Below are 24,281 nucleotides of genomic sequence, written 5' to 3'. Positions count from 1 at the left end.
CTTTTAAGGATTAAGTTTCATTTAGAAATGTAAAAATTTGTTCCAGTGCCAGTCCACGCGACGCTTTCAGCAAAATAACGGTTTGCTGGCCGAGCAAAGGTTGGAGCAGACGCGCTGCCTCTTCGACCGTGTCCGCAAATTGGACTTGGACGGTCGGATCTGCAATTCCATCCGCAATATAACGCCCTTTCCCCCCTACAAGGATAGCATGGGATACAGGAAGTGCAATCTTCTTCCCGACAGAGGCATGCAACAGACGTTCCTGTTGACCCAGTTCATACATATCCCCGAGGACAACGACCTTATTCGTAAATCCGTCGAGCGTTGCAATCGTTTCAATCGCCGCATTCATCGATGTCGGACTGGCATTATAGGCATCGTTGATGATTGCCGTTTGCCCGTACATTAAACGTTCCATCCGCATCGGTGTCAATTGTACGTCATTCAATCCTGCCTGGATGACGTCATCGGTAAGTCCCAGTGCTTTTGCTGTCGCAATCGCGTATGCTGCATTCCGGACTTGATGTTTACCGAGGACCGGTATGCTGAACGTCGTCCCGTCAAATTTAAACGTCGTTCCGATGAACGTCGCTTCCGCCTGTTCGATGACGTACGTATTGGTCGCATGATATCCGATCCGTTCAGCCGGCACTTCTCCTAACAACGGCTCGTCGCCATCTACGAAGAGATGACCGTTCGGTTTTAATCCTGAGCGAATCTCCAGTTTGGCCTGGGCGATTCCAGTTCGTCCGCCGACTTGCTCGGCATGGGACTCCCCAATGTTCGTCACGAGTGCAATATCCGGTTCGGCAAGATTCGATAACAGCTCGATATCTCCAAACCCGTTCATTCCCATTTCAAGAACAGCGACTTCCGTCTCGATCGGCATCATCAAAATCGTCAATGGCATTCCGATATCTGAATTGAAGTTCCCTGCCGTTTTATGTGTCCGGAACGACTGTTTCAAAACACTCTCAATCATATCTTTTGTTGAGGTCTTGCCGTTTGATCCTGTAATCGCGATAACTTTCGGGCCCACTTGTTGTAAGTACCGTTTGGCGATGATTTGTAACGCTTGTAACGGATCTTCGACTTCAAGCACCGTGATGTCCATCTCCGGAAGCGGAATACCTTTTTTCCACAACGTGGCGATGGCCCCTTGAGCAGCTGCTCCCTCGATGAACGTATGTCCGTCGACGCGTGCTCCCTGGATCGGGATATACAATCCTTCTGTCAGCATACTTCTTGAATCTGTCGCAAAATTTCTTAAAGCCCGTGTATCGGTTTCTTCTAGGCCCAGCCACTGGGCAATCTGTGCAATTGTCACCATCACTATTTCCTCCACTCGATTACAGAAAACGAGGACGAACAGAAGTCAACGAATGACTCCGGTCCGTCCTCGTTTCACTGCAGAAATCAGGAGACCGCTGTTTCTTACTCTTTTGGTTCAGCGAGTTCCACCGTCAGCTTTCCATTTTCTTTCACTAGTGTACCAGTTCGCGCCGATTGTTTGGTTACAAAACCTTTACCAATCACGTCTAACTTTAAATTATAGAGACTGACAAGCTTTTTGACATCCCGTTGTGACCACCCGGTGATATCAGGCATCTTAAACGTCCGTCCTGTTTTGAAGAGGACACGTTCCCCGCTGACGAATTCCTGTCCGCGGGTCGGAATTTGGGAGACGACTTCGACCCCGTCACCTAACACGACCGGTACGGCACCTTGCTCTTTCGCCATCTCTTCCGCCTGATTCATACTTTTCCCGATGTAGCTCGGAATGATTTTCGCTTTGACATCCACCGACTCTTTTTGAGTCGCCGGTTTAATGCTTCGATACTGTAATGCTGTATTCATAACACTTTTGAAGACAGGACTCATGATGCTTGGACCGGAAACCGACGATTCATTTTTCGACGGCCGATCGACCGCGATATACATGATCAATTCCGGATCATCCTTTGGCGCCATTCCGATAAAGGAGTGGATGAACTGCCCTTGGATGTATTTCCCGTTCTCGGAAATCTGGGCCGTCCCTGTTTTCCCGATGACACGGTAATCTTTCAGCTTGTACATCTGTCCGGTTCCGATTTTACTGTTGACGACACCGTCCAGTGCTTCCCGGGTCGCTTTTGCCGCTTCCGCGGAAATCGGTTTTCCGACTACTTCTGTCTTGGCTTTATACGGCGCTTTGTCCGTATGGTCCGCTTTTTGGATAATATGCGGTTTGACCATTTCACCGTCTCCGGCAATCGCTGTCGCCCCTTGGAGAATTTGCATCGGCGTTACCGCCGTCGATTGTCCCCACGATGTAATCAGCGTATTCAGCGGTTTTGACAGATCAGATTGACTGTTTACTTCACCCGAGATATCTATACCCGTTTTTTGATCGAAATGAAACTTCTTGAAATAGTCTTTATAGCGCTCGATTCCAAGCTTTTCAGCCGTCAGAATCGAGAACATGACATTTGAGGAGTGATAAACCCCTTCAATCATCGGAATCGTTCCCCAGCCGACATCATTGTAGTCTTTAATGACGGTCCCCTTGTAATTGTAACTTCCTGATTTATAAGGTTCGTTCGGACGGAAGACCCCTGCATCGATGGCAGCAGCCAACGTGAAAATCTTCATCGTCGATCCGGGTTCAAATCGAGACGAGACGGCAAAGTTCGTAAAATCCGTCATATCACGTAAATTCGGGTTAAATGACGGACGATCCGTCATTGCCAAAATTTCACCTGTTTTGGCGTCCATGACGATTCCGGTCGCATTTTTCGGTTTGTATTCGTTGTACATCTTCTGCATCTGCTTCTCAAGCGCCTGCTGAATCCGGTGATCAATCGTCAGATACAGATTGGATCCGTCTTTCGGCTCATTTGAGATTTTTGACGTACCTTGAACCAACTCTCCGCCACTGCGATCTTTTTCAAAGACACGGGAGCCAAACGATTCACGTAAGGCCTCATCGTATTGTTTTTCGATGCCCATCTGTCCTTTTAAGACAACCCGCCCGTTATCTTCTGTAATTTTTTGGACGAATCCTAGCGTATCCGACAGGAAAATCCCGTTCGGATAATAGCGTTTCGGTTCCTCGATTAATCGAATTCCGGGCAACTTCAACCGATCGATCTGTTCTTTCTGATCAACCGTCAAGTCATTCCCTTTTTTACCGAATTCGATTTGAGACCGATCTTTATTTTCAATCAGATACGTTTCCAGCTCTTTCACCGACATGCCTAAAATCGGCGCCAGTCCGGTCGCTGTTTTCTTGAAATCGACCACTGTCTCGTCCGGATCCTTCACTCCGCCCAACCGGTAGATTGCCACTAAGTGATAGGACGGGATGTTGATCGCAATCGGTGAACCGAGCCGGTCAAAGATTTCTCCACGTTCTGCCGATAATGTCGATTGCGACTCCCAACGTTTTTTTTCCGCGTAGACCAACATGTCTTCTCCGTGGAATTTTTTTGTCGTCGATAAGTATAAAAAGCGTGAAATGAACACCAAAAAGAGAGCAGCAAATATCAACATGACAAAGGCTACTCTCCGTCGGGATTTAGATAGTGGATTCATTTAGGAATCACCTTAATGTTCCCTTTTCGCATATCAAGACCTTGTTCTTTCGCAATCTTGTAAATGCGTTCTGGAGAGCTTAAGTTGGTCACTTCAAGTTGAAGACGTTCATTCTCTTTTTTCATCTCTTGCGTCACTTGGTTTTCTTTCGCGAGATCGCGACTGACATTGTAAGCTTCGTTATGAGCACCAATCGTCACACTGCCAAAGAGGACAATTCCGCCAATCATCGCACTGTACAAAAACTTTTCAAATGGATACAAACGATATTTTGGACGAACCGCAACACGACGTGCGATATCTTCCGTCTTACGTGGTTCTTGGATAGGTTGCTGCCGAACAGGTTCCATGGATTGCATCGGTTTACGAAGTGGTTCTGCCATTTGAATGCTCCTCTCAACTTTCCTTCATTTTTTCAACAATTCGTAACTTGGCGGAGCGTGACCGGCGATTGTCATCGAGTTCATCGTCCCCTGCTGTAATCGGTTTTCTTGTCACCAGACGCAGTTCTGGTTCAAATTCTTTTGGAATCATCGGCAATCCTTGCGGAAGCTCAGGTAAAGATGACTTTTCTTTGAATGCTTGCTTACACATCCGGTCTTCGAGCGAATGGAAGGTGATGACACATAAGCGCCCACCGACAGCGAGTAAGTCAATCGCCTGATACACGGCTCGGTCAAAAACATTCAGTTCGTCATTGACGGCAATCCGGATCGCTTGGAACGTCCGCTTGGCCGGATGCCCTCCTTTCCGGCGGGCTGGTGCCGGAATCGCATCTTTGATTAACTCGACCAGTTCAAATGTCGTTTCAATCGGTGCAATCTCACGTGCCTTCTCAATCTTGCGGGCAATCTGTTTGGAGAACTTTTCTTCCCCATATGTAAACAAAATCCGAACAAGATCGTTATACGGCCACTCGTTGACGACTTCATAAGCAGACAGCGGTGACGTTTGGTCCATTCGCATATCCAGTCGGGCGTCAAAGTTGTAGCTGAATCCACGTTCGCCTTCGTCTAATTGTGGAGAAGATACGCCGAGATCAAATAGAATCCCGTCCACTTTTGTTACGGATCGTGCTTCTAATTCCTCTTTTAAATGTACGAAATTACTTTTTATTAAAGTAAAGCGACCTTCATACGCCGCGAGACGTTCTGCTGCATGTGCCAGTGCGACATCGTCCTGATCAAACGCGTACAGATGTCCTGTCGTCAACTGCTTGACGATTTCTTCACTGTGTCCTGCTCCACCCAACGTACAATCGACATAAATCCCGTCAGGTTTGATATTCAGCCCTTTAATGGACTCCCATTTTAATACTGTTTCATGCTCAAACATGTGCTGCCTCACCTTTCACTGTCCAAACTGGACGTTACTCTTTTTCAATGTATCATATTCTTTCTTGAAAACGTTACGAAAATGAGACAGTTTCCTTGATTTTTTGAACTTTTGTGTATCTTTCGTTAAAAAAACAAAAAAACCTGCTTATTTCGCAGGTTTAGAGCATAATTTTCAATTGTTCCGCCTCGGTTTGTTCATAGTGCATCCGTAAGGTCTGAACTAAATTCAAACCGTATCGGTTCAGCCAAGGCAATATCGAATGAATCCGTTCCTGCGGTGCATGATCGGGTGCCAACTGATACTGCAGGGCGCGGTCCGAACGATTCGCCTGTTCATGGAGACGTCGCTTTTGATCGACGATCGTCTCTACGGCAAGTTGAAGCTGTTTGTTCAGTTTCGTTGCGACAGCCGTCGTACGCAACTCCTGTTGTTCGATCCGCGTGACTTCCTCGACCAGGACTGTTCCTAAGAGGGTTGCGTCATGCAAATGCCGTTTTATTGCCGCCGCGTCAAATGGTGTGAGCGGCACGCCTGTATGAAGCACCTGTTCGAGACTCAGACCATGACGCCGAAGTCCTTTCTCGTCCCGCGCCTGTAACATGACGGCTCCCATCCGTGGAATCAGCACCGGCATCGTCCAATCGAAGTGATGGAACAACGGCCGTAATCTTGTCCAGTATGCAATTTCTCCCGGTCCTCCGATGTAAGCAAGTGTCGGGAATAAGTAATCCTGCATCAACGGTCGTGTGACGACACTGTTTGAAAAACGTTCCGGACTCGCATACAGTAATGCCAACAGCTCAAGCTCCGTATAGGTCTTCCCTTGTTTCGTCACAAAATCTTGTCCCGGATACAATAAATCACGTCCGATATCCTCCACAAACAGATGGGCCGCTTCTTCGTTTAAAAAGGTATCCGGCAACTCGGTTGTTTCTTGGATGCCTTTCGATAACGCTTGCCGGATTTCAGCATTGTCCTGAATCAATCGTTCGAAGAACGGAATTTCAAGCTGGCGGACTGCTTCCGTATCTGCATCAAAGAAGATGATATCGTGATCGACAAGTTCTCCCATGAACGAAGCAAAAAACTCTCCGTATGTCGTACTCGATTCGATTAACCGGTCCGACAGTGCCAGTAACTCTTTTGTATACGGTGTTTCCCGTTCGGTACATAGTGCCTGACGAACGATATCCTTGACGGCCGTCTGGTCAAATGCCAGCCGACTGACAGAACGCGAAATCGAATCCGGTGCCTGGATTGCCAGTTTGCGTGTCCGGAAATCATGTGTCGGTACAATCAGATGATTGATTTCATCAAAATCATGGTCTTCGGTTGCGAGCCAAAAAATCGGGAGAACCGGACGATTCAGCAGTTCTTCCGTTTGGCGGGCAACCTTTAGACAGGTCAGCAATTTATAAACGGCATACATCGGCCCGCCGAAGATTCCCGTTTGCTGACCGGTGATCACGACTTGCGCCTCACCTGTCCGCAACAGTTCGAGGCGTTCCTTCAGGCTGTCGTTCAGCCGGGGGTTTTGCCGCATCAATTCATCGACAAGCGCATTCAGATGCGGATACTGCCTTTCTTGCAACAGGCCGCTTCTTGCCTGCATTCCTTCTGTTCCAATATGATCAACGTATTTCGAAAATTCTTGACGGGAAGCTTTCTGCATCAATGAATCTTCATCATACAAGGCGTCAAATGATTGTACCTTCAAACAAAATCCCTTCTTTCTGACAAAATCAATGAATGAACAGTTGTTGAATTCCGATTCCAAACAGCGTCAACTGAACCGGAAGAGCAATCAAGATCGTAATCCGCCAACTGTGTCGAATCATCTGTATATAATCCACATCCACCTTTTTGATCCGTTGCCATAAGGCATTGACTGCAAAAATCAAGAGGACGGCGATTAACAGCCACCCTAAATAATTTTGACCGGTCAGGGCAATCAAGGCGACGTGAATTCCATACAATACGATGAATGTACCTAAATCAAGCGCCAACCGGACTGCTTTTCCGTGTTGGCGAAAGACCATCAAAAAAATAAGGTATAAGCTAACTAAGCTGAAGATTGGAAAAATAATAAACCACGTCACATCGAATCCCCTCTTTTTTCCTGAGATTTAATCTGATTAAAATAAAAAGTCAGTAAGGGTGTCGGATTCACCGCGTGTTCCAGGACAAAACCGACAATCGGCTCAATTTCCGTTTGTCTTCCCTGCTCTATATCTTGAAGCATCGACGAACGATTCAGCGCGGTTCGTCTGATGACCTGTTCGATTTCTTCATAGCTGATCGGATGCTCCGGAAAGACGTTCCGCAACTCTTCAAAAATACCGTGTGCCTTTTCAGCGTAAGGTGCTTCCAGTAATTGACCGTTCGTAATCCGGTAATAGGCAGTTAATGGATTGATGACGGCGTTCATGAATAATTTCGTTAACATGACCTGCGCGATGTCCGGAACATACTCAAACTGCAACGGTGTCGCCTCGAGCATCGCGACGGGTACCCGCCCGTAGCGGATCCGTCCCATTCCGGTATGTCGGACCGCGTATTGTCCCGTTCTCATGGCACCATGCTCGACGATCCCGAACAACGCCTGCGGTACTTGCTCCGCTTCTTTCACATGCCCCATCCCGTTCTGTAAGAACATGACCGGCATCTTTCCGTTCGTCAGATAAGGCATCACACTTTTTATATCATACGACTTTGTCGTCACGAACACCAAGTCTTGTGACTCGAATTGTTCAAGCGGCCGCACCTCTACAGGTCGGCTGACTTGATTATCCCGGATAATCTTGATTTCATGCCCTGTCGTTTGTCTCGTATAGAGTGTCACACTGTGCTGTTCTGCAAGGTAGGATGCGATTAATAATCCAATCGATCCGGCACCGATGATTCCTACTTGACTCATCTGTCCACGCTCCTTCTTTCATCAAAAAAAGCGACCTGTCAAACCGATTGCTCGATTCTAGGGTCGCTTTTATACCGATCATTCAGCTTACTTGCTGACGATTTCTTTACCTTTGTACGAGCCACATGCTTTACAAACGCGGTGTGAAAGTTTCATTTCACCACAGTTTGGGCACTCGACCATACCTGGTACACGGAGTTTGAAATGAGTACGGCGAAGACGTTTGCGTGTTTTCGACGTTCTGCGGAATGGTACTGCCATCGTTGTCCACCTCCTTGAAAAAATACACTCGTCTTTTTATGAAAAGATTAGGAATCCTGATCTTTTTTAAAGAACTGAGCGAGACCCGCAAGTCGCGGATCAATTTTTGGTTCAGCTTCTTCTGGCGCTTCTTCAGAGAGAACCGTCCAGCCTTCCCCTTGAACCAACTGATTTTCTTCATCATCCCCATGCACTTGCACTGGCACATGAAGTAAAATCAATTCTTGCACGAGTGGTTGAAGATCAACCGTATTCCCGTTCGGTAAGTTGATGTCATCCGAATCACTCGGAACAGCATCAACCTCGAGCAGGAACGACTCGATGGATTCAATCTCGAACGGGTACGCGACGTCACTCAGCGTCCGGGCATCCGGAAGCGTCATTTCGCCTGTAATCCGGAGATTGAATATTAATTGATTCGATGTAAACGATGCATTTGCACGAACGTGCACAGGTTGCACCGCCCGGATATCCGGATGGAGGGCGATGAGCTCAGGAAGCTCAATCGTCTCGTTAACCTGAAGTTGACCCAGATTGCGCAATTTATTCAATTGCATCAGGGACCATTTCATCCGAATCACCTCAATTGCAACAATATGAATTATAGAGAGGACATCTTGTTTTGTCAATGTTTTTTCTTTACACTGAAATCGCTAGAGAACGAACACTTTTGGACGTCTTCATCCATATTACCGCACTTAATTCGGTTTGCAAAGGAGAAAGTTTCATGAGAATGACTGCAATTATTTCTGAGTACAATCCGTTTCACAACGGACACCTTTATCAAGCAAAAATCGCACGTCAAGAAACAGGCGCTGATTTGATTGTCGCCATCATGAGCGGAACGTTCACACAGCGCGGTGAACCGGCTTTTACAGACAAATGGACCCGGGCGCAGGCGGCAGTCGCGAGTGGCGAAATCGATCTCGTCCTCGAACTTCCGTTTTATTTCGCCGTCCAACGGGCCGACCGGTTCGCCCTCGGGGGAGTCACGATTGCCGAGACGATTGGTGCGGAAAGTTTATCGTTCGGGAGTGAATGCGGTCAATTGGAGCCGTTCATCGAGGCTGCTGCCGAAAACCAGGAAGCGACTCCGCGTTATCAAGAACTGATGCAGGAAGGGTTAGCCCGTGGATTATCGTCTGCAACAGCCGCCAGTCATGCATTCCGGGAGATGACGACGACACTGGACTTGACGACACCAAATAATACACTCGGATATTATTACGCCCGGGCTGCCTCGACGATCACCTTGCACACGACAAAACGCATTGGGAGCGGCTACCATGATCTTTCCACCGGTGACATCATGAGTGCCACGGCAATCCGTGCTTATCACGCAACGCATCACTCATTGATCGGTTTACCGGAACTGACCGCTGAGACGCTGCGGAATGCGGTCTTTGCTTCATTTGAGCCCTACTATCCTTTTATCCGCCACCGCCTTCTGACAACCCCTCTCGATGATTTAATGCAATTTAACGGGATCGATTCCTCTTTGGCCCCGCGCTTGATTGAAGGAGCACGTAAAAACGAGACGTTCGATAACTTCATGACGGCTGTTAAAACACGTCGTTACACCCGGACCAGCCTGCAGCGTGTCCTGATCTACCTGTTGACGTCATCTAAATCAAGCGAGTTCAAAAATATCGCATTCGACCGGATCGACTACGTCCGTCCATTGGCCTTCAATGACAAAGGACGTCTCGCCTTACGCGAAATCAAACAGCGTATTCCGGTCATTTCGACATTCGAGAAACATCCCTGGCTCATCAAAGAAAGCCAAGTCACAGCAGCATACGCTGTGCCCTTGGCTCGTTATGACAGGCTTGAAGAACATCGCCGCTTCGCTCATTTTGCCGGCAGTGTTTCCAAATAATCCAGTGCATCTTCCACTGTCTTGATCGGGACGAGTTTCATACTCGTCTCGATTTTTTGGATTGACGGTTTTGCTTCTTTGTAATTTTCACCCGCCGGGACAAACATGATTTCTGCATCGGCTTCGTCTGCCGCGACAACTTTTTGCCACGCTCCGCCGATCGGACCGACTTTTCCGCCCTCTTCAATCGTACCGGTTCCGGCAATTTTATATCCTTTGGCTAAATCGCCTTTCGTCAGTTGATCATAAATTTCGAGCGTGAACATCATTCCGGCCGATGGACCGCCGACATCCTTGACGTTAAAATCGACTTCCGGATCTGTCTTTACGGAAGATATCGGAAGCGGCTCATAAATTCCCAGTCCGACCCGCTCCGATCCCTTTGTCAGCTGACTGACGGTAATGCTCGTCTGTCGTTGTTTTTTGTTTCGTAGGTATGTCAGCTTTACTTTCGTTCCTGCTTTTTTGCTGCTGATCGTTTTCATGAAACTGCCCAACGAAGTAATCGCTTTATCGCCAACCGTCGTAATCTGATCCCCGGCTTTTAACTTCCCGTCTGCCGGACCATCCGGAATGATTCCCGAGACATAAATCCCCTTGAAATCGACCGTCGCTTTTTTCCCTGCAAGTTCATACCCTTCAATCGTAGCGTTATGTTGGGCTTCTTCCATGTAAAGCTTCTGACGTTTCTCATACTGCGCATCCGACTCGCCGTCATATAGATAGTCACTGACGCTCGAACGGTCCGCAAACGGCAGAAACAGGCTCTCTACGAGAAAATAGGGTGTCGCCCGCCGCTGGGCAATCGTCAGCATCATCAGGTCACCCGGTTCTTTTGTCGCCCCTTTGACGTCAATCAGCTGCTCTGTCGATGTCGCGTCCCCGGGATAGGAAATGAAATACGGAAGCGGAACAAAAAAAGCAATCATCGCTGCGAGAACAGCAGCCAGTGCCGGTTTCCAAGCCTTCATCTTAATTCTCCTTCGCTGTATTTATGACGTAATGCTTCTTCGACGGCAGGAGGCACGAGACCGGCAACCGATGCTCCGTATTTGGCTGCTTCCTTGACGATCGATGAACTTAAAAATGAATACTGGTTGTTCGTCATCATAAATAACGTCTCGATTTGATCATTCATTTTTTTATTGATGGACGCGACTTGCATCTCATACTCGAAATCCGACACGGCGCGCAAGCCACGGACGATGACATCCGCTCCGACCGTCGAAGCATAATCAACAAGTAGCCCGTTAAAAGCATCGACTTTGATATGGGGTAAATGTTCCGTCACTTCTGAAATCAGCTCCATCCGTTCCTGAACTGAAAACAACGGTTGCTTGGAGGAATTGTTTAATACGGCAACGATGATTTCGTCAAAAATCGGCGCTGCCCGTTCAATGATATCAAGATGCCCGTTCGTGATGGGATCAAAACTCCCGGGACAGATGGCGATTCGTTTCATGCTTGTTCCTCCAGTTCTGTAAATTCATACAATGTAATCGAGATGACCGTAGAATACTGCAGCCGTCTGATGACCTGCAAACGGCCGATGACATCGGGTAACTCCGTTTCTGATCCATGTTCACAAACAATAACGCCGTTGTCCGTCAGCATGTCATGTTGCTCTATGTAGGCCACTTGCTCGGCGAGTTGCTCCTTCGCATACGGGGGGTCGAGAAAAATCAATTTAAAGGGCGATTCGCCCGCCAGTTCCGCCAAGGCCACCGTCACGTCTTTTTTTAAGACACGGCTCCGCTCCGTCAAACGTGTTGTTTGTAAATTTTCTTTAATCGTTTGAACCGCTTTAAAATGTTGATCGACAAAAACAGCTTCATCGCATCCCCGGGATAAAGCTTCGATTCCGAGACCTCCGCTTCCTGCAAATAAATCAAGCGCCTTCCCTCCGTCAAAATACGGTCCGATGACATTGAATAAGGATTCCTTGACTTTATCTGTCGTCGGTCGTGTCTGAGCTCCCGGAACCGCTTTGATTCGTGTACCTTTTCGTTCTCCTGATATGACCCGCATGCCTTCTCATCCTTTCAAAAAAGAGCGACGAGGATGACCTCATCGCTCTACCTGTTAGACTTCTTCTTGTATCTTACCTTTTTTATTCGCATACGTTTCGCTGATGAACGGCCGTTCTGATCGAATGACGCTCTCGACAAACGGCAGTTCCGTAATCCGTTCAACTATCTGTTCATGCCGTTCCAAATCAACGTATAAGAAAACGTACCGTTCCCGTTTTGAAGTGAAATAGACATTTCCGAACCGACGCAATTGACGTGAGGCCTTCAACGCATTGACATAGACGATAAGTCCGATTCGATCCTTGATCACACACCGTTCCTCCCTTGTGTCGTTCTTAACCGCTACAGCTGCAGCTTCCGCCAGTCGAACACCCGCCTGCGCATCCCTGATCGAAAAATGGATTTCCGGTCGGTACTTTGATTTGAGGAGAGACTTGTCCGGCCAGGACGAGACTGACTTGCCCGAGGAGCGTTTCCAATTGCTTCTCCGCCTTCTTAAACTGTGCGACTTCTTCCTGTAAATCAAGCGCACGTTTAATTTCATGCACTTTTTTTGTGATGGTTTGATAGTCCGGATGATACCGGCCAAATCGTTGCACCAATTCGTATTCTTCCTTAATGCGGTTAAAATCACGAATGACGTCCTGTGCTTGTCTTGAGTTTGCACGTGCCTGTTTTGCTAATCTATATGCTTGACCTGTTTCGCTTTGCGAGAGAGAGTATGCAAGGTCTTCCGCTGCGTTGATGAGGTCGATTGTTTTATCTGAATAAATCACAACGAATCTCCTCCTTAACTTAACCATCATATCATAACATTTATCTCGCTCCTAGCACGCTGAATTGTGTATAATTTGTTCAGAAGGAAGGAATGAATTGTATGCAATTTTTATCATTTAACATGTTCCGGACGATTGGTATCAAAACCGAGCATGCGAAGTCGGATTATCATTTTGATTCATTAAATAAAATCGCCCAGGCAGATGTTATCTTGTTTCCGGAATATTGGCAGATCCATTCTATTATCTACGGAATGAAAAAACCGATTTTCCCGTCAGCGGCAACATTCCATTTAGGGCACGATAAAATCGAAATGACACGGATTTTCAAAACCGTTATTCCCGACAATATTCCCCGGACAGAAATTTACGGAAAAAACGAATTCACGATTTCCCGTGTGCTCGATCAGTTCAGTTTTCCGTTCGTCGCCAAGACCGTCCGCAGTTCCATGGGTCAAGGCGTCCATCTGATCAAAAATGACGCGGACTGGGATAAATACGTGGCGCAACATGATACGTTTTATGTACAGGAATATATTCCGAATGAAAAGGATTTACGTGTCGTCGTCGTCGGCGATCAGGTTCTCGCTGCTTATTGGCGGGTCGGCGGTACCGAGTTTTTGAATAACGTCGCTCAAGGGGGTGTCCTTGATTTCGAGAACATTCCACAGGAGGCACTTGATTTTGTGCTGACTCTCGCCAAGCAACTCGATATCGATCATGCCGGATTTGATCTCATTTTCCGAGACGGTCATATTTATGTGCTTGAATTTAACGTTTTCTTCGGCGGAGAAGGATTAAATCACCTCGGCATCCATGCACCGGATACGATTCTTGAATACGTTGAGCGAAAATACGGAAGTTCATGAATTCTTCAAATTGACTTCACAACTTTTTCTTTATCGGTAGTTTCATTATGGTATGATAGCTTGGAAAGACTAGTGTACACTAGCAAACTGGGGTATAGGGGGATTCACACATGAAGTTTGAACAGTTCGGAATCGAAAATAAGGAAATGAAGTTCGGGTTACTCGAAACGATTATGGCGCATCACCGTTTCGTCCGCGAAGGACAATGGGATTATGAGCGTGCCATGTATGACATGAAATACGAAAAACAATCGACGGGCGAGGTATTTTACCTCCGTATTCCGGTCTATGCCATCCAAGGTGAGATCGAAGACCGTCAAGCAGTCGTTCGGATGTTGACACCGTTACTCGGAAAACATTACTATCCGCACGGCGTCGAATACGATGAGGAGTTCCCTCCTGAGATCGTCAAAGACTGCGAGCGCCGCTTAACTGCATTGCTTGAAACACTCGAAAAATAAGCACTCAACGAATCAAAATTCACCTTTCGTGGATTTTGATTTTTTTATTGCGTAACAATTATCTAAAAAGGAGGCACCTCCTCACGAATCGAGAAAGTGCCTCCTTTACTTTTTACGGATATCCCACTGAAATCGAGGAGTCCCGGTTACTTGGCTACCAACTGAAGATAGTCCAACACATCTTCCCCTAATTGGATGTTTACTTGTTCACGCAAATAGTGATACAAGTCCGGAAGCCGTGTGGCGTCGACCTGGACTTTCAAGCTGAACGAAACCGAATCTCCGGATAACCGTTTGATCCGGGCTACCGTCGCACCGAAATCAAGGACTGTACAGAGTAAAAGTTCTTCAATCGCTTGAACCGAGACCGTTACTGCGCCCGTTACTTGATACTGCTGTTCCATCACGGAATTCACTCCTTCGCAAGTTGTTTGACCGATGTCATTACTTCCTCTAAGTCGACCGGTTCGTCTGTCGTTTTTGCCATTGAAGAGATTGCCCGGACTTTATTATCCCGGTCGAGTATGAACATCTGCGTACCGTGTGTGACTAAGCCGCTTTCTGCTTTTGAATAATAGAAATTCAATTGGCGTGTCAGACGATCAATGACGACATCATCTCCCGTCAACACTTTCCAGCCTTCTGCATTTGCTTCAAAGTTCGAAGCATACTTTTTCAATACTTTTTGTGTATCTACTTTCGGATCGACCGTGACCGCGACCAGTTCGACATCTGTTCCGTACAACTCTTCCGCACGTAACTGCTTTTCGAGTTTACGGTAATCGTTTAACGTCAACGGACAGATATCCGGACAGTTCGAGTAGAAAAACGTCAGTACTTTGACTTTTCCATCTTCCGAACTAAACTGTTTCCCATCGACTGCATTCGTCAATTCAAATGGTGTCGGCTCCGCGATGACGGGTAATTTTTCTTTCATGAAGAAGTAATAATACCCGCCTGCTGCAGCTACTAAAATCAACACGACTGCGGCGACAGTCAAATAACTGTTTTTCTTCAAATCAAGACCTCCTTAATGGTTCCAGACGGCCCGGAACACATTTGTTGTCTCTCCCGGCTCGTAGACCACGTATAACAGACAGTAGACGATCACACCTGTAATCGCCGTTAAAAACCAAATGACCGATGCTTTCGGACCGATTTTACGGTGTTTTGCAAAGTTTTTCTTATAGGCAAAGAACAGAGCCATCAGTCCAAGGACACCACCTGATGTCGCGAGCAAAATGTGGAAAATCAAAAATCCTGTGTAGTACGGTTTGACCGTATCCGGTCCTCCAAACGCCGTGTTACCGAGCAGAATCGTCCGTAACGCGTACATGATGAAGAATAGTAAGGCTAATGCAGCAGCAATCGTCATCACGAATTGGTGTGCTTTCATATTTCGGCGTGTCTGCGCAATCAAAAACCAACCGATTGCGACAAAAATCGCACTGATGACAATCAACGAGACACAAATCAACGGCAAATAACTCATGTTCCAACTTCCCCCAATTTAATCCGCTTTTGGCGAGAAGGACATACCTTCATCGACAGCAGTACTTTTAGAACGTCTGACCCAAGTAAAGAATGTCAGACCAAAGAACAGCCCATACACTAACTCTTGACCAAGTTTCATGAGAACCCCACCAAAACGCTGGTCTTCGAGCAAATCTTTTGTTGTTCCGAACAGCCGTTCCATGTTGAGTCCATTCAAATCATTATTCGGCATACAGTATGCTAATACTTTTGCGAATGTTGCCGGATCCTGATAGGCGTCGTACTGGAAACTTTGACTAAAGATCATGAACGCACACGCCGGCGTCAACAAAACACCATTGGCGACGATATAAACCATTTTCTTCAAATCCGACAAGCTGTCTTCTTCATTGACCGGTGCGATAATCGGATACCACATCGTCATACTGAGGAAAATCAATGTCCCGTGGAAAATCCGGTGCACCGTATAGTTCGTCAGGACGTAATCAAAGATGAAGGGCATGTGATAAAACGTAAACAGTGAATTAAACAAAATCAGTGCAATCAACGGCAAAATGAAAAATCGTAATGTCCGTCCAAGATACGGTACCTCAAACAACCGTTTGAACACCCACCCTGGAATCGCAATCATCAAGAGCGGCGGTGCCACCATGTACACGAAGACCATCTGCAACATATGAGCAGAGAACGTGATATGGGCCAAGACATCAAGCGGGCTGCCAAAACCGATGTAATAGACAAACAAAGCCGCAAGCATCGAAAACTTTTGTCCTAATGTCGTCTCCGCTTCATCAGGTCGACGGATTTTTTCCGTCAATACAGCGTATAAAACATATATACCAATTAAAAGTAATGCATAGTATGGACTCCATAAAACGGTCCAGTCGAATTGTGATAAGGATCCCCTTAAATTGCCTAACATGTTTTTCACCCCGTTCCTTTTTCCTACAGATTAAGATTACCGTTCCCCTATTTCATTGTAAAGGTTTCTCATAAAACGATTCCAAAATAAAAGACCATCCTGCTAAACGTTAGCAGAATGGTCACAATTGATTACCAGATCAAAAGACGGAGTGTCGCGACAATCGTCAAGGCGACGAAGACGCCGAGTGCCATCATGACTTTGATCCAAGTGTTGCCTTTATTGTTCATGTGCATGAACATATAAAGTTGCAAGTAAACTTGAACGATTGCCATGATGATTAAAAATCCACCAGCTGCCCAGTGTGGCATGAGTTCTGCCATGACCGCACCAAAAGCAATCAGTGTGAGAAAAATCATCAAAGCAAAACTTGTGAGTTGTAACTGCATCTCGCGGCTGCGATCTGCTTTCATCTCGAGTTCAACTTGATTACGTGTTAATTGCGGCTCGTGTTTTTCCATCTTATTTCACCATCCCCATGAGGTAGACGACTGAGAAGATAAAAACCCAGACGACGTCAATGAAGTGCCAGTAAAGACTTGAAACATAATATTTCGGTGCGTTGACAACCGTGATGCCGCGGTTCCAGTTCCGGATCAACAATGTCGAAATCCAGAGGAGACCGAACAAAACGTGTGCTCCGTGGAAACCAACGAGTGTGTAGAAGGCTGATCCAAAAGCACTTGAAGTAAACGTGTGACCAATGTGGTAATAATGATTGAACTCATAGATCTCACCGCTCAGGAACCCTAAACCGAGTGCTAGCGTGATGATCAACCACATTTTCATTTTCTTGACATCATTACGTTTCATCGCCATCATCGCAAGAACACTTGTCAGTGAGCTTGTGAGAAGGAGCATCGTCATGATGAAGACAAGACCCATTTCAAAAATATCGTAACTGCGTAATCCTTCTTTTGCACCAGAGTTGTGCAAACCGATGTACGTCCCGAAGAGAGAAGCGAACAATGTCGTCTCTCCTCCAAGGAAGAACCAGAAGGCTACATATTTATTCTTACCCTCAAGTGTTGCTTTTTCAACATGATCCGGAATACCCGTGATCGGGTTGTTTGGTACTGAATGATGTCCCATCTTACTTCGCCTCCTTTTCAGCTTCAAGGCGTAGATCTTTTTCGATTTCCGCTTTCGGGATGTAGTATCCTTCATCGTCAATCCAAGAACGGAGGAACATTGCGAAGAGTGTCATCGCAAGACCGATCAAGGCGATGATCAGACCTACTGTACCGTAGTCAAGGCGAAGAATGAATCCGAGACCGGCAAGGAATAAACCGACTGACATGACGAATGGCAGGATCGAGTTGTTAGGCATGTGGATATCGCCGACTTCTTCCGAAACCGAAACCGTTTTGTTTCCAGCCATTTTTTCGAGCCAGTATGTGTCAAGACCTTTAACAAGTGGAATCTGTGCAAAGTTGTACTCTGGAGTTGGAACAGGAAGCGTCCACTCGAGGGTACGACCGTCGCCCCAGACGTCACGTTTAACGTATTCTTTTGACATCAATGCTGCAACGATGGATACGACAAGAACGATTGTCGAGACACCCATGAAGGCTGCTCCGATTGATGACAGTAAGTTCATTGTTTCCCAGCCTTGGTTTGGCAAGTACGTGAAGACACGACGTGGCATACCAGTCAGACCGAGAATGTGTTGCGGGAAGAACGTCAAGTGGAAGCCGATGAAGAACAACCAGAATTGAATTTTACCCCAGAACTCGTTGAGCTGTTTCCCGAACATGAGTGGGAACCAGTAGTACAGACCTGCGAAGAGGCCGAAGACAACCCCACCAACGATAACGTAGTGGAAGTGGGCAACTACGAAGTAGCTGTCATGATACTGATAATCGGCAGGAGCAACAGAAAGCATAACCCCTGTCATACCACCAACAAGGAATGATGGGATGAAGGCAACCGAATAGAGCATCGCAACTGGGAACGTCAATTTACCGCCCCATAGCGTAAAGAGCCAGTTGAAGATTTTGACCCCGGTCGGAACGGCGATCGCCATTGTCGCAACCGCGAAGATTGCGTTCGCAACTGGACCAAGTCCGACTGTGAACATGTGGTGAACCCAAACCATGAATCCTAAGAAACCGATTAACATTGTCGCAAAGACCATCGTCGTGTAACCGAAGAGACGTTTACGGGCAAATGTAGGAATGATTTCAGAGAAGATACCGAAGGCCGGTAAGATCAAGATGTATACTTCCGGGTGACCGAAAATCCAGAAAAGGTGTTCCCAGATGACGATGTTACCACCGGCTGCCGGATCGAAGAAATGTGCCCCGAACAGACGCTCAAACGTCAAGAGGAACAATCCGACCGTAAGTGGCGGGAATGCGAAAACGATCAATGCTGATGCAACGAATGCTGTCCATGTGAACAATGGCATCCGCATCAGTTTCATACCTGGTGCACGCATGTTCAAAATCGTAACGAGGAAGTTAATCCCCCCCATGAGTGTACCGAAACCAGAAATCTGTAATCCGAGTGAGTAGAAATCAACACCGAGAGATTCCGGAACAGTTGAAAGCGGAGCATATGCTGTCCACCCTGCGTTCGGAGCTGCGCCGAAGAACCATGACAGGTTCAACAAAACTCCCCCGAAGAAGAACAACCAAAAACCAAGTGCGTTTAAAAACGGAAACGCAACGTCACGTGCTCCGATTTGAAGCGGAACAGCAGCGTTCATATAGCCGATCAACATCGGCATGGCTGCCAGGAAGATCATGGTCGTACCGTGCATCGTGATCAACTGGTTAAATAATTCACCGCTGACGAAATCGTTCATCGGTTTAATCAATTGAAAACGAATCATTAAGGCTTCTACGCCACCAACCAGAAGGAAAAACAATCCAGAGATGATATAGAGAACCCCGATTTTTTTATGGTCGACTGTCGTTAGCCAGTCCATGATGCCGGTTTTTTTCTTCGGCATACCCATAGTATGTGTCCCCACTATGATTCCCCCTTAAATATTATTGGAGCTTTTTGTCCAATAGGTAGTCTGCAAGTTCGCTTAACTCTTCATCGCTAATCTTATCTTCAGAGAAACCAGGCATTTTTGTTCCTTGTTTTTCTTTTTGCGGATTGCGAATCCATTTTTCGAGATTTTCTTTGTCATGGTCGAGGTATCCAGCGATACGCTGACGATCACCAAAGTTTGTTAAGCTTGGCGCGACTTTCCCGCCACCGTGACAGCTGAGGCAGTTTTGTGCGTAAACTTGCTCGCCAGTCGTCCAGTTCTTTTTGTTTTTTGCATCCAATTGTTTTGTTTCTGCTTCTTTAGCTGATTTCATGTCTTTAAGCCATGCATCGTAATCATCTTGCTCAAGCGCGATGACCTTGAAGTCCATCAATGCATGTGAAGGTCCACATAACTCGGCACATTTACCGTAGTATGTTCCGGCTTCTTGTGCTTGTAACCACATCTCGTTATCGAGACCCGGGTTTGTATCTGTCTTACCAGAAAGAGCCGGTACCCAGAATGAGTGGATGACGTCTTTTGAAGTTAAGTTGACAGCGACACGTTTTCCGACTGGAATAACGAGTTCTTGTCCTGTTGAAACACCTTTGTCTGGATATTCGAACTCCCACCAGTACAAGTTGGCTGTAACGTTGATGACTTCATTTTTCTTCGCTTCTTTCGCATCTGCTAATTCAACCGTCGTTTTGATGGTTGGTACGGCAAGAACGACTAACAAGAGAATCGGAATGACTGTCCAAATGATTTCAAGTGTATGATTTCCTTCCACTTGTTTCGGAACAGTGTTGTCTCCAGCTTTACGACGGAATTTCATAAGTACGTAAATATAGATGACTGCTACAATCGCAAGGACAAACAACATGACCCATAAGCTGAGCTTAATGATTTCAAGTTGCATTTGTGCGCCTTCCCCGCGAGGCTGTAGTGCGGACAATTCCGGGATTCCACAACCTGATAACAATAATGCCATCAAACCGATCGGAAGAAGCCGGAAGAGCATTTTTCCTGATTTTTTCACAACCATCCCCACTTTCTTTTCCCCAATTTTTTTCTTTCTTCAATGGTGTCCGTGAAGTATGTCAAATCGTTTTAGAGAGAAACGAGTACGACCGTCACGATCCAAGCCGTGAAATAAAAGAGCGAGAAGAAAAACATCTTCGAAGCCCACTTAATCTCAGCTTGTTCTTCCTTGATTTTGAGACCTTTCAGTCCCATGTAGAGCCAGTATCCGCCGAGCACAGCCATGACCAGCATATAAATGATGCCGTAGTGCGCAAGGAGAAGTGATGATGGGAGTAAAACTGCAATCCACCATACAATTTGTCGTTTCGTGATCGCAAAACCATTGACGACAGGTAACATTGGAATACCGGCAGCGCGGTACTCTTCCGTCCGTCTCATGGCGAGCGCAAGGAAGTGAGGCGGTTGCCATACGAACATGATGAGAAACAAAATCCATGCATCGATATGAAGTGTCGGAGTGACTGCCGCAAATCCAATGATCGGTGGCACTGCTCCTGAAATACCACCTACGACTGTATTGATCGTATGTGTCCGCTTCAACCACATCGTATAGATGACGACGTAGACAAACGAACCGATCAATCCGAAAACTGCCGCGACATGGTTAACGATCAGCAACAGGACGGTACCGGTAGCCAGTATGCCAAGTCCTAATGCCAATATCCGTTGCCCGTCCATCTTACCGGTTACACTCGGTCTCCCCATCGTCCGCTCCATCTTATAATCGATGTCACGGTCGATGTAGTTATTGAGATAACAACTACCGGCAATGACCAGACCACTTCCGAGAAGCGTCCACAATAATGTCAACTTCGTCTGCCACAAGTAGAGTAGAACATCATCCGTTAAGTATGATGCTGCCACGACATAACCTGCGAAGACAGTGATGAGATTCGCACGAACGATTCCCATCTTTGCTAGGGAGACATAGTCCTTGAACGTCGGCTGATCCGACTGCTCGATCATGATGTCCAGGGTCTCCCCGTTTACTTTCGCCATGTTGTTTCCTCCTTCTAACCGCCTGTGCTCTTTCTGTACGTAGGATACACGTATTTTCTTCACAGAAATAACACAGACACGCCACGAAACGTCCTTTTCTCTATAAAAGATACCACATATTCAAGGTCATGACGTATGAAAATACTTTCGACATAATGAACAAAATGTGAAATGTATGTGATTTACCTCACAGTTCACCATATTTACCTAATATTAGAATAGCGTTCTTCTAAAAGATTGCAAGCGTTTCGATATTTTTTATGCGATACTATTGCTAGGTATTTCAAGTATCATGTATTTTTCCTAGAAAGGTGGTGGCTGCGTTTGAATCGAAAACTTTCGATTTTTTCAGCATTTGTCACATTCACAATGATGATTGTTCTTCTCATGGGAGGAACTGTCACGAAAACGGATTCCGGAAACGGATGCGGAACCGATTGGCCGCTTTGTCACGGTGAACTGATTCCGACTAACCCTAGTGTCGAAACGATGATTGAGTATAGTCACCGCGCTGTGACGGGAGTCGTTGGTTTATTGATCATTGCCTTATGCCTGTGGACACTCGTCGCTTTCAAAGATCGTCTCGATATAAAGATTTTTGCTTTCCTTGCCTTTATCTTTATGTTGATTCAATCAATCGTTGGTGCGGGCGCTGTCGTCTGGCAACAGTCCGATCTCGTCATGGCCTTACATTTCGGTATTTCCTTGATTTCTTTTGCTTCCTTACTCATCTTGACGATTTTAATCATGGAACGACCCGGTCAAGAATTCAGGGAATCGGTCCCAGCGTTCTTGCGTAAACTGCTGTACGGCTTGTTGGTTTATACATTAGTCGTCGTCTATACCGGCGCTTTTGTCCGCCACGTCGGCGCGACGTATGCTTGTGTCGGTTGGCCGGTCTGTTCGCAACCGACGATGACGTTTGAAGCCTGGGTTCAGATGATTCACCGGATTCTGGCCGGACTGCTGTTCTTCTATACGTTGTTTGTTCACTATACGGCGATTCGCCTCAAACACCGGACATCACGGACAGGTATGCTGTTCGCAACTTTCTTCATCTCGTGTCAGGTCGCAACCGGTGCCTGGATCGTGCTCGGCGGACATGCGACGTATGTGCCTTTATTACATGCGTTCCTGATCACCTGCTACTTCGGAGTCATTTCGTATCTCGCTTACCATGCGTTCCGGACCCGGAAAAAGGATTCTAGACTGCGCTGATTAAACCTTCAACTAAAAAGGGAAGCGGATTTTTCAACTATCCGCCTCCCTTTTTTTATACGCTTTATTTAAAACGGGCAATCGCTCGTTTCCGGGCCATATCGTGCTCGACAATCGGCATCGGATAATCGTAGTCTTTTCGTTGTTGTTCCGTCGGTTCATGAATCGATGTTTTCGGCAAATCCTTCAGTTCCGGCAAATAGGTACGGATGAACGTTCCATCCTTATCGAATTTCTTCGACTGGGTCGTCGGATTGAAGACACGGAAATACGGCACAGCGTCCGTACCGACGGATGCCGCCCACTGCCACCCGCCGATATTCGACGCTGCTTCATAGTCCACCAGTTTCTGTTGGAAGTAGCGTTCTCCTTTTTGCCAGTCGACTAATAAATCCTTCGTCAAAAAAGATGCGACAATCATTCGCAGGCGGTTATGCATCCATCCAGTCGTATTGAGCTGACGCATCGCTGCATCGACGATCGGGTACCCGGTTTTCCCTTCTGCCCAGGCTTTGAATCCCTTCTCATCCGTTTCCCACTCAATCTTCGTATACTGTTCATTAACCGGCAGTCGTTTGGATTCCGGATAATGCATGAGAATCGTGTAGTAAAATTCCCGCCAGATCAATTCCGTCAGATAGGTCTGTTTTCCTTTTGAATCCTGTTCCTGCTGGACCGCATCAAAAATCGTCCGAATTCCGATTTCACCAGTCCGCAGATATCGGGACATCAGGCTTGTTCCGTCGACGGCCGGCAGATCCCGTTGCTCCTCATAAGCAGATAAATTATTTTTAAGGAATGATCGTAAACGTTTTCGAGCCGTTTCTTCCCCGACCGCGAAGTCGGTATCTGATGCCGCCCGCTTAAAATAATCCAGCATAAAGGCATTGTTCTGCCGCCGTTTGTGATAACGTTCCTTTAAAAGATTCAGCTTGACCGGATACGGTTTATCGACATCTTTCTTCAAAAAAGCATTTTTATACGGTGTAAATACCTTGTAATAGGATCCGTCATTTTTTTTGACGGCATGCGGATGAAGCAGATGGCGGTCAAGCAACCGTTCCGTTTTTTTATCGCCCCGTTTTTTCATGATGCCGTCGTCACGGCTCTTGAACGGTTCGACGTACTCGGCGTTAAACAACAGAACATCAGCGATTTCCGTTGCTTCGAGAAAATCCTTTTCCTGTCCTTCAATGAAACGGATCGGCATATCATGGGTCTTGCAGTTTTTTGCGAAATGTTCGAGTGCCTGAAAAAAATACTGTTGCCTCGCATCATACTCTCCGATGTAGTCCGGGTTCACCCAGAAAACGAACTCGACATTTGCCTGTTCGTCCTTTTCAAGATAGTCGACCGCTCGTGCCAGCATATGATTGTCCTCGAGCCGAAAATCACTTCGAATCCAACAGATGATATTCATATTCATTCCTCCATCAACTGACGATGAACGAAAAACAGGCAATCCGCCATGCGTTTTGCCTGTTTTCGTCACCCTGTATTTATCCTGCGTTACATAT

28 protein-coding genes are annotated in these 24,281 nt (G+C 46.6%); 4 read left to right on the top strand and 24 right to left on the bottom strand.

The genetic code is table 11. The features are described from left to right. Positions 1-10 precede the first annotated feature (10 nt). From KNP91_RS04245 to KNP91_RS04205, 9 genes are all read right to left on the bottom strand, one after another. A complete protein-coding gene (locus KNP91_RS04245; RefSeq protein WP_214848814.1) occupies positions 11-1,330 on the bottom strand; it encodes a UDP-N-acetylmuramoyl-tripeptide--D-alanyl-D-alanine ligase in 1,320 nt (439 codons plus the stop codon). Positions 1,331-1,434: 104 nt separating this feature from the next. Further along, entirely contained in the window at positions 1,435-3,573 is a 2,139-nt protein-coding gene (locus KNP91_RS04240) for a penicillin-binding protein (RefSeq protein ID WP_214763674.1), read from the bottom strand. Then, entirely contained in the window at positions 3,570-3,956 is a 387-nt protein-coding gene (gene ftsL, locus KNP91_RS04235) for a cell division protein FtsL (protein ID WP_012370836.1), read from the bottom strand. The genes KNP91_RS04240 and ftsL overlap by 4 nt, the downstream gene beginning before the upstream one ends. A gap of 13 nt (positions 3,957-3,969) precedes the next feature. Continuing rightward, positions 3,970-4,908 carry a 16S rRNA (cytosine(1402)-N(4))-methyltransferase RsmH gene (gene rsmH / locus KNP91_RS04230; protein ID WP_012370837.1) on the bottom strand — a complete coding sequence of 313 codons (939 nt, stop codon included), beginning with the start codon at positions 4,906-4,908 and terminating at the stop codon, positions 3,970-3,972. A 160-nt stretch (positions 4,909-5,068) separates the two neighbouring features. Then, positions 5,069-6,628 carry a bacillithiol biosynthesis cysteine-adding enzyme BshC gene (bshC, locus tag KNP91_RS04225; protein WP_012370838.1) on the bottom strand — a complete coding sequence of 520 codons (1,560 nt, stop codon included), beginning with the start codon at positions 6,626-6,628 and terminating at the stop codon, positions 5,069-5,071. A gap of 25 nt (positions 6,629-6,653) precedes the next feature. Then, positions 6,654-7,010: a DUF3397 domain-containing protein gene (locus tag KNP91_RS04220; RefSeq protein ID WP_012370839.1), complete on the bottom strand. Its 357-nt coding sequence runs from the start codon at positions 7,008-7,010 to the stop codon at positions 6,654-6,656. After that, a complete protein-coding gene (locus KNP91_RS04215; RefSeq protein WP_214848812.1) occupies positions 7,007-7,828 on the bottom strand; it encodes a ketopantoate reductase family protein in 822 nt (273 codons plus the stop codon). The genes KNP91_RS04220 and KNP91_RS04215 overlap by 4 nt, the downstream gene beginning before the upstream one ends. Positions 7,829-7,915: 87 nt before the next feature. Then, positions 7,916-8,089, bottom strand: a complete 174-nt coding sequence (gene rpmF, locus KNP91_RS04210) for a 50S ribosomal protein L32 (RefSeq protein WP_012370841.1) — start codon at positions 8,087-8,089, stop codon at positions 7,916-7,918. Positions 8,090-8,136: 47 nt separating this feature from the next. Continuing rightward, positions 8,137-8,661 carry a YceD family protein gene (locus KNP91_RS04205; RefSeq protein WP_012370842.1) on the bottom strand — a complete coding sequence of 175 codons (525 nt, stop codon included), beginning with the start codon at positions 8,659-8,661 and terminating at the stop codon, positions 8,137-8,139. A gap of 155 nt (positions 8,662-8,816) precedes the next feature. Here KNP91_RS04205 and KNP91_RS04200 point away from each other — a divergent pair, with 155 nt between their 5' ends. Then, on the top strand, positions 8,817-9,968 hold the full coding sequence (locus KNP91_RS04200; RefSeq protein WP_214848809.1) for a tRNA(Met) cytidine acetate ligase: 1,152 nt from the start codon (positions 8,817-8,819) through the stop codon (positions 9,966-9,968). On the opposite strand, the gene KNP91_RS04195 is transcribed toward KNP91_RS04200, so the two are convergent. The 5 genes from KNP91_RS04195 to KNP91_RS04175 are packed head-to-tail and all read right to left on the bottom strand — an operon-like array spanning position 9,941 to position 12,774. Then, complete coding sequence (locus KNP91_RS04195) at positions 9,941-10,939, bottom strand: SepM family pheromone-processing serine protease (protein WP_214763654.1); 999 nt, start codon at positions 10,937-10,939, stop codon at positions 9,941-9,943. The two genes, KNP91_RS04200 and KNP91_RS04195, sit on opposite strands and share 28 nt — an antisense overlap. Then, positions 10,936-11,430, bottom strand: a complete 495-nt coding sequence (gene coaD / locus KNP91_RS04190; RefSeq protein WP_012370845.1) for a pantetheine-phosphate adenylyltransferase — start codon at positions 11,428-11,430, stop codon at positions 10,936-10,938. The genes KNP91_RS04195 and coaD overlap by 4 nt, the downstream gene beginning before the upstream one ends. Beyond that, a complete protein-coding gene (gene rsmD, locus KNP91_RS04185) occupies positions 11,427-11,996 on the bottom strand; it encodes a 16S rRNA (guanine(966)-N(2))-methyltransferase RsmD (RefSeq protein WP_214848806.1) in 570 nt (189 codons plus the stop codon). Before rsmD ends, coaD begins: the two co-directional genes overlap by 4 nt. 54 nt (positions 11,997-12,050) lie before the next feature. Beyond that, complete coding sequence (locus KNP91_RS15775) at positions 12,051-12,308, bottom strand: YlbG family protein (RefSeq protein ID WP_012370847.1); 258 nt, start codon at positions 12,306-12,308, stop codon at positions 12,051-12,053. A gap of 25 nt (positions 12,309-12,333) precedes the next feature. Further along, complete coding sequence (locus tag KNP91_RS04175) at positions 12,334-12,774, bottom strand: YlbF/YmcA family competence regulator (RefSeq protein WP_012370848.1); 441 nt, start codon at positions 12,772-12,774, stop codon at positions 12,334-12,336. Positions 12,775-12,875: 101 nt separating this feature from the next. Between KNP91_RS04175 and KNP91_RS04170 the strand changes: the two genes are divergently transcribed. Together KNP91_RS04170 and KNP91_RS04165 are read left to right on the top strand one after the other, a co-directional pair. Continuing rightward, positions 12,876-13,643, top strand: coding sequence for an ATP-grasp domain-containing protein (locus tag KNP91_RS04170; protein WP_234944529.1), 768 nt, complete (start codon positions 12,876-12,878; stop codon positions 13,641-13,643). A gap of 110 nt (positions 13,644-13,753) precedes the next feature. After that, the gene (locus tag KNP91_RS04165) at positions 13,754-14,104 is read left to right on the top strand and encodes a YugN family protein (RefSeq protein WP_012370850.1); all 351 of its coding nucleotides are present in this window, start codon (positions 13,754-13,756) and stop codon (positions 14,102-14,104) included. 146 nt (positions 14,105-14,250) lie between these two features. On the opposite strand, the gene KNP91_RS04160 is transcribed toward KNP91_RS04165, so the two are convergent. The 9 genes from KNP91_RS04160 to cyoE form a co-directional block, all read right to left on the bottom strand. Then, complete coding sequence (locus KNP91_RS04160) at positions 14,251-14,508, bottom strand: hypothetical protein (protein WP_012370851.1); 258 nt, start codon at positions 14,506-14,508, stop codon at positions 14,251-14,253. 8 nt (positions 14,509-14,516) lie between these two features. Then, positions 14,517-15,122: an SCO family protein gene (locus KNP91_RS04155; RefSeq protein ID WP_114595415.1), complete on the bottom strand. Its 606-nt coding sequence runs from the start codon at positions 15,120-15,122 to the stop codon at positions 14,517-14,519. Between the two features lie 12 nt (positions 15,123-15,134). Continuing rightward, positions 15,135-15,596, bottom strand: coding sequence for a DUF420 domain-containing protein (locus KNP91_RS04150; protein WP_012370853.1), 462 nt, complete (start codon positions 15,594-15,596; stop codon positions 15,135-15,137). Positions 15,597-15,614: 18 nt separating this feature from the next. Then, complete coding sequence (ctaG, locus tag KNP91_RS04145) at positions 15,615-16,520, bottom strand: cytochrome c oxidase assembly factor CtaG (protein WP_214763648.1); 906 nt, start codon at positions 16,518-16,520, stop codon at positions 15,615-15,617. A gap of 131 nt (positions 16,521-16,651) precedes the next feature. Then, positions 16,652-16,981, bottom strand: a complete 330-nt coding sequence (locus KNP91_RS04140) for a cytochrome C oxidase subunit IV family protein (protein WP_026827914.1) — start codon at positions 16,979-16,981, stop codon at positions 16,652-16,654. A 1-nt stretch (position 16,982) separates the two neighbouring features. Further along, on the bottom strand, positions 16,983-17,612 hold the full coding sequence (locus tag KNP91_RS04135) for a cytochrome (ubi)quinol oxidase subunit III (protein ID WP_012370856.1): 630 nt from the start codon (positions 17,610-17,612) through the stop codon (positions 16,983-16,985). 1 nt (position 17,613) lies between these two features. Then, positions 17,614-19,482: a cytochrome c oxidase subunit I gene (gene ctaD, locus KNP91_RS04130; RefSeq protein WP_026827913.1), complete on the bottom strand. Its 1,869-nt coding sequence runs from the start codon at positions 19,480-19,482 to the stop codon at positions 17,614-17,616. A gap of 34 nt (positions 19,483-19,516) precedes the next feature. Beyond that, complete coding sequence (gene coxB / locus KNP91_RS04125) at positions 19,517-20,548, bottom strand: cytochrome c oxidase subunit II (protein WP_012370858.1); 1,032 nt, start codon at positions 20,546-20,548, stop codon at positions 19,517-19,519. A gap of 65 nt (positions 20,549-20,613) precedes the next feature. After that, on the bottom strand, positions 20,614-21,546 hold the full coding sequence (cyoE, locus tag KNP91_RS04120; protein WP_214763646.1) for a heme o synthase: 933 nt from the start codon (positions 21,544-21,546) through the stop codon (positions 20,614-20,616). Between the two features lie 324 nt (positions 21,547-21,870). On the opposite strand from cyoE, the gene KNP91_RS04115 reads away from it, so the two are divergent. Then, positions 21,871-22,764 carry a COX15/CtaA family protein gene (locus KNP91_RS04115; protein WP_214763644.1) on the top strand — a complete coding sequence of 298 codons (894 nt, stop codon included), beginning with the start codon at positions 21,871-21,873 and terminating at the stop codon, positions 22,762-22,764. A gap of 64 nt (positions 22,765-22,828) precedes the next feature. Here the strand turns inward: KNP91_RS04115 and KNP91_RS04110 are convergent, their stop codons facing one another. Further along, positions 22,829-24,184 (bottom strand): cryptochrome/photolyase family protein, encoded by a 1,356-nt coding sequence (locus KNP91_RS04110; RefSeq protein WP_214763638.1) that lies wholly within the window; start codon positions 24,182-24,184, stop codon positions 22,829-22,831. Positions 24,185-24,281: the final 97 nt, after the last annotated feature.

This window comes from Exiguobacterium sp. s138 (assembly GCF_018618775.1).
GTDB lineage: Bacteria > Bacillota > Bacilli > Exiguobacteriales > Exiguobacteriaceae > Exiguobacterium_A > Exiguobacterium_A artemiae.
The sequence above is the reverse complement of the archived record's forward strand: the minus strand, read 5'-3'. Positions and strand labels throughout refer to the sequence as shown.